3 protein-coding genes are annotated in these 5,002 nt (G+C 45.8%); all 3 read left to right on the top strand.

Annotated features, from left to right (window positions below):
- On the top strand, positions 1-1,543 hold a 1,543-nt coding region (locus tag AB5542_RS21000; RefSeq protein WP_368243436.1), incomplete at its 5' end, for a Gldg family protein.
- 18 nt (positions 1,544-1,561) lie between these two features.
- Complete coding sequence (locus tag AB5542_RS20995) at positions 1,562-3,847, top strand: Gldg family protein (RefSeq protein WP_279038503.1); 2,286 nt, start codon at positions 1,562-1,564, stop codon at positions 3,845-3,847.
- Positions 3,848-3,899: 52 nt separating this feature from the next.
- A partial coding sequence (locus tag AB5542_RS20990; RefSeq protein ID WP_368243434.1) for a FecR family protein occupies positions 3,900-5,002 on the top strand: 1,103 nt, incomplete at its 3' end.

Below are 5,002 nucleotides of genomic sequence, written 5' to 3'. Positions count from 1 at the left end.
GAGCTGGACTACTCGCTGGGGAATTTATCTGGGCGTGTTTTGGGTGTCGATTATGTTGGGGTACATGAGTTCCCGCCCGGCATTGATGGCATATCATGATTCTACCCGTACCAAGAGTAATTCATTGAGTAAAAGTAGTCAGGAGATCGTGGCATTACTAGATGGAAAGGTGAAGATCACGACTTACACGAACTTATTGGATAAGGATTTTTGGAGTACTTTGCCCAATCATATTAATTTCGATAAAGAAACTTTCCGACCTTATACACGGTTTAAGCCTGACATGAAAATCCGGTATGTTTATTTTTACGATAATGCAAATAATCCGGAATTGGAGGAACAGTATCCTGATATGAGTGACGAGGAACGGGCCAAGCAAATTAGTGAAAGCTACGGTGTGCCCTTCTCGATATTCTTATCCCCGGAAGAGATGCGGAAGATTGAAGATTTGAGTGCCGAGGGAAATAAGACTATTCGGGTCATTGAACGGGAGAATGGACAGAAGGCATATTTGCGTTTCTACTTCCAAGGAGGTTGGAAAGATTCACCGGGAGAAGCAGAGATTTCGGCTGCGTTCAAGCGGTTGGTATCAGATGTCCCTACGATCGGTTTCCTTGCCGGACATGGCGAACGAAATATTTACCGGGAGGGGGATCGGGAATACAAGCGGATTTCCAGTGATAAAAACTCCCGCTCGTCGATGATTAACCAAGGATTTGATATCGAGGAGGTTTATTTAAATGCACCGCTTCCGGATAGTATTAGTATTCTAGTCATATCCGAGTTAAGATCCCCTTTATTGGCAAAAGAAATGGACCATTTACAAGAGTTTATTAACCGGGGAGGTAATCTTTTTGTTCTGGGAGGTCCCGGACGACAGGAATTGATGAACCCGATTATTGAACAGTTTGGAGTTCGCTTCATGCCGGGTCAATTGGTGCAACCCACCCCGTTACTTCAAGCGGATTTGATTCAGGCTATCCCGACGGACGAGGGTGTTGCATTTTGGTCAGCATTGGATTTTATCCGTAAGAATGAAGGCTGCGTGGCCATGCCGGGGTGCGTGGGATTGGAATATACCCAAACAGACGGAATAACATTTACACCATTACTTTCAACGGATACGATGGGTTGTTGGAATAGAATCGTGTCAACGGATTTCGTGCGGGATTCCGTTCGGTATACTCCTGAAACGGGTGATCAAGCGGGAACTTTCACGACAACCTTAGCATTAACCCGTGAGGTGAATGGTCAAGAACAACGGGTTCTTATTGCCGGAAACACGGATTTCCTTAGTAACGGGGAGTTTGCCACGGGACGACGAGAGGTTAGGAATTTTAATGGAATGTTGAAGCATGCCGCTTTTTATTGGTTGTCACATGAAGAGCTACCCGTGAATACGTCAGGAGCTGAACCTATCGATCGGAAATTGTATATCAGCGAGGCTGCCATGGAAGTCTGGTCTATCGTGTTCATGATCGTGATACCTGTTCTCCTTGCTCTTGCCGGGATCATTATATGGGTGCGTCGCCGCGGCCGTTAATCTTTAAAAGTTTGTTTTATGAATATGATATATAAAATAGCAAAAACCGAGTTGCAGATGTTGTTCTACTCGCCTGTAGCCTGGTTGGTTTTGATTATATTTACGTTTCAATCGGGGATGATTTTCTCCGGGATGATTGAAATGATTGAACGGGAGCAAGCTATGGGCTATGATACGATATTTATCAGTGCTTCGCTTTTCAATCGCCTGTTCTATAATATACAGGATTATCTTTTCCTTTATATCCCTTTGTTGACGATGGGATTGGTTAGCCGTGATCTGGCAGGAGGAACGATTAAGTTACTGCATTCTTCGCCCATGACGAACTCGCAGATCATTCTGGGAAAATTCCTTTCCATGATGATTTTTGCCTTGTTGTTGGTGGGAATATTTGTGGTTTACGTGATTTATAGCCTGTGCGTGGTGGAAAACTTTGACCTGTGCTATGTACTTACCGGGATACTGGGTATTTATTTACTGATATGCACGTATGCCTCGATCGGTCTGTTCATGTCAACGATTTCCTCTTACCAGATCATCGCGGCGGTGGGAACCTTCGTGCTTCTGACGTTCTTAAACTTCGTGAGTGGAATTTGGCAGGATATTGATTTCGTGCGGGATATAACCTTCTGGTTATCGCTTCGGGGACGGGCAGAGAGTTTCACTGGAGGATTGATCTCCAGCGAGGACATGATTTATTTCATCATGGTTCCGGGAATGTTCCTCTGGTTCTCGATCATAAAACTATCGTCCCGGGTGAGCCATGCTTCCAAAGGACGGAATGCCATGAAATACGTGGGTGTTTTCCTTGTGGTAGCAGTTGTCGGTTATCTGAGCTCCCGCCCTCATCTGATGGGATATGTTGACACGACCCGGGAAAAGAGCCGTACGCTCACCCCGAATAGCCAGGAAATCGTGAAAAAACTAGAGGGAGGTCTGACAATCACAACCTATAGTAACCTGTTGGATGATGATTTCATGAAAGCCATCCCCCGTTATCAGAATTACGATAAGAGCAATTTCCGGGAATACGTTCGTTTTAAACCGGAGATCAAGATGGAATACGTGTACTATTACGACTCGGTTCAAAACACAAAAAGAAGGGGATTCCTATCTGATCTTCCTTTAGAAAAAAGAGCCAGACAGATTGCTCACTCCTATAAAATCAAGTTTTCGAGGTATTTAAGTCCCGATCAGATCAAACAGATCATTGACTTAACTCCGGAAGATAATCGCTTTGTCCGTCAAGTGACCCGGGAAAGTGGCGAGAAGATGTTCCTGCGACAATTTGATGACATGCGGCGTGACCCTTCCGAGGCAGAGATTTCTGCCGCCTTTAAACGGATGGTCATGGAATTACCCACGGTTGGATTCCTGACCGGACACGGGGAACGGGACATGAATCTTTATCGAGACCGGGATTATGCCTGTTTCGCCCGTGATAAACGCTTCCGCTATGCTCTATTGAATCAAGGATTTGATGTGCAGGAGGTGAACCTGAACGAGGACATTCCGACCGTAGTTAATATTCTGGTCATTGCCGACATGGCGAAACCCCTCACCGGAGAAGAGATGGAACGTCTACAGCGATATATAGACCGGGGAGGTAACCTGTTTATCGTGGGTGATCCGAATAGCCGGGACTACATGAACCCGTTGACTCAGCTCTTCGGTGTGGAACTCATGGAAGGAGTACTGGTCAAACCGACGGAGAACTTCCAACCTGATTTGGTGATGTCCCAACCGACGCCCGGAGCGTTAGAGCTATCGTATTTCTACGAGACGATGAATAACTGGAAAATGAGTGCCGTTATGCCGGGTGCTGCCGGATTGAAATATACAGAGGACAAGGGATTCAAGGTGACCCCGGTCTTACAGACCGATACTCTTGGCGTGTGGAATGAATTGGAAACGACGAACTTTATCGACGACACGGTTCGCTTTAACCCGACAGTCGGGGAGATAAAACAACTATACACGACGGCAGTGGCTCTATCCCGTCCGATGGGAGATCGGGAACAGAAGATCGTAATACTGGGGGATGCGGATTGTATCAGCAACGTGGAACTCTTTAAATCCCGTGAAGAAGTCGAGTCCGGTAATTTCTACATAATCTTGGGTTCCTTCTCGTGGCTTTCAGACGGGGAAGCTCCTGTAGATGTGCGTCGTCCGAAGTCGATAGACAATCGTTTGTTCTTGGGAAAAACCGGAGTAAAAGTCACGGATATGCTATTTAAATGGTTTATCCCGATTGCTTTACTGATCGGTGCGATTTTCGTGTCTATCAGAAGAAGGGGAAGATAATTTCCTTGGAAAAGTAGTACCAATTTGTATTTCAAGTATTCTTTAGATAGTTATGAGTATAGATAGCATACATATCATATTGGATTTGATTCTAAAATCCTGGGCAGGAACGCTCACGCAATCCGAAGAGGAGCGCTTGGACGAGTTGCTGGAAGATCCGGAGTGGGCACAACTGAAACGGGATTTAGAAGATAATCGTTTTATCATGGGACGTTTTAAAGAATACGAGAAATACGATAAGATTGCTGATTTTTCTTGTTTCTTGAAACGAATTCGGAAACATAAGAAACGGAGAATCTTGACCACGAGCGTGCGTCGTACGATTTACGTGGCAGCCTCCTTGCTTGTCTTTATCATGGCTGGTGGCGTGTGGTGGTCGGAGCGGACGACAGTGGATTTTCCCAAAGCGAATCTGGAAGTTGTGATCGAGACAACCATCGACCGGAATAGCGTTCGTCTAATATTGGGGGATAATCAAATGATCCCGTTGACTCATAAAAACGAGGCTACCGTGTTAGACATGAAAGGGATATTGCATTCTGAGGGTCTGAGAACCTTGAACTACAAGTACGTGAAGAACGATACCTTGGAAAGTGTGGTGGAATACCATACACTGATCGTACCCAAAGGGGAGAGGCAGAAGGTCATTTTCTCTGATAGCAGCTGGGTCGTGCTGAATGCACAGTCAACAATGAAATATCCGGTGGCTTTCCGTGGAGAAGAGCGAAAAGTATACGTGGAAGGAGAGGCCTACTTCGAGGTGACAAGAGACGAGGAACACCCGTTTATCGTGTCGGTCAAGAATTTTGACGTGCGGGTGCTGGGAACCAGCTTTAACGTGATGAGTTATGATGATGAATTTGCATCGAGTGTCACCTTGTTAACCGGGAAAGTGGAAACCACTTCCGGGCATGATACGGTTCGGTTACTACCGGGCGAGCAAGTGTCGATAACAAGTGATAACCGGATGACGGTTCAAAAAACAGATATAAATGTCGTAGTGTCATGGATGGATGGAAAATTCGGTTTTAGTAACGAAAGACTGGATGTGATCATGAGGAAGATTTGTCGTTGGTACGATGTAGAAGTACTGTATGCGGTTCCGGGAATTAGAGAGCGTCGTTTTACCGGGGCGCCTGCCAGTACTATGCCGTT

It is taken from the genome of Butyricimonas sp. RTP31003st1_G1_RTP31003_210430 (assembly GCF_040920905.1).
Classification (GTDB): Bacteria; Bacteroidota; Bacteroidia; order Bacteroidales; family Marinifilaceae; genus Butyricimonas; species Butyricimonas paravirosa.
The sequence above is the reverse complement of the archived record's forward strand: the minus strand, read 5'-3'. Positions and strand labels throughout refer to the sequence as shown.